Genomic DNA, 1,618 nt, shown 5'->3' with positions numbered 1-1,618 from the left:
CCTGGTGGGTGTGGAAGTACAGCCGGACAATACCCTGCTCAAGACCGGGGGCTGGGGCTCCGATAATGGAGGCGCAGCCTCTGCGGAAGTACTGGCCGCAGGCACTGACGGCTGGGCAGAATTTACCGTCTACCCCACTAGCCAGGAGCGCTACTTTGGCCTGACCCAAAACAATGTGGATGCCACCAAGAATATGGACTATGCCATCAAGATCAGCAGCATCAATACCATTGTGATCCAGGAAAACGGCATCTCCCGTGCCGGCTACGGAGATATAGAGCCTGGAGAAGTATTCAGGGTGGAGCGTACCGGTACCACCATAGAATATAAAAGAGGCGGCAGTACCTTCCATATATCCGAGGTACCTTCAACCACTTCCCTGAGGGTTGATGCATGCATCTACCATAACAATGGAGAGATCCAAAACGGCACCCTTAACTTTGGAGCAGCCCATGTAGAATCACCCAATGCCCCAACTACCCTGCAAAGCACAACAGTGACATCAAACAGTGTAGGCCTGCAATGGGCAGATAATGCCAGCGATGAAACAGGGTTTATAATAGAAAGGCAAAGCGGCACCGGCACTTACGAGCAGGTGGCCAACCTGCCTTCCAACACCACCAGCTACACCGATGGTACTGTGGCAGGAGCTGTCAGCTATACTTATCGAGTGTATGCCTATAACTCAGGAGGCAACTCCTCCTACAGCAATGCCCTGACAGTGACCACTGAAGTAGCTTCAAGGGAAGGCTTCCCGGTGACCTGGACAGACCTGACAGGGGTGGAAGTACTGCCCGACAACACCTTGCGCAAAACCGCAGGCTGGGGCATTGATAATGGGGGTGCGACCTCCGTAGAAATACTTCCCGCAGGTACCGACGGCTGGGCAGAGTTTATTGTGTATGGTACTAACCATGAACGCTACTTTGGCCTCACCGAAAACAGCACCGATGCCACCAATAACATCGACTATGCCTTTAAAATCAGCAGTACCAATACAATAGTGGTCAATGAGCAAGGAAGTAACAAATATGGTATAGGAGGATTTGAAGACGGTGACATCCTTCGGATAGAAAGGACAGGTACTACCATTACCTACAAAAGGAACGGTGATCCCTACTACGACTCGGAAACCCCCTCGACCGGCCCGCTCATGGTAGATGTAAGTATTTACCATAGCAGTGGAGAGATCAAGGGATCAGCCATATCTTTTGAGGCAATGGTGGCCCCTGAAATACCTGACCGTGTACAGGCCATAGCCACTGACTTTGATAAGAACCTTATTAAGTGGGAAGCCCAGGACCCGGCTATAAGCTATGAGATAGAAAGATCGCTAAGCCAAACCGGTGGCTTTGCAAGGGTAGCTACCACCGTTCGTGGGGCACGTCAGTATAAAGACAGCAAACTTACCGGAGGCACTACCTATTACTATCGTGTAAGGGCCACTAACGGGCAGGAGTTTTCAGCCTACAGCCATGTGGTATCATCCACAACCAAAACTGCCGTAGCCACTGAAAACACACTGGCACACAAACCGCAATACAATGGCAATATATCCGCCATCAAATGGAAAGCCCACGGGGATGCGGAAGAAAAGCTGTACACCTACAGCTACGAT

The 1,618-nt window shown here is 51.0% G+C and carries 1 protein-coding gene; it reads left to right on the top strand.

Going from position 1 to position 1,618, the window contains the following annotated elements; all coding sequences use genetic code 11:
- The coding region (locus E1163_RS00640) for a fibronectin type III domain-containing protein (protein WP_155168593.1) at positions 1 to 1,618 on the top strand (1,618 nt) is incomplete at both ends.

The sequence above is a fragment of the Fulvivirga kasyanovii genome, assembly GCF_009711405.1.
In the GTDB taxonomy this organism is placed as follows: Bacteria; Bacteroidota; Bacteroidia; order Cytophagales; family Cyclobacteriaceae; genus Fulvivirga; species Fulvivirga kasyanovii.
This window is presented reverse-complemented; position numbering and strand designations above follow the sequence as displayed.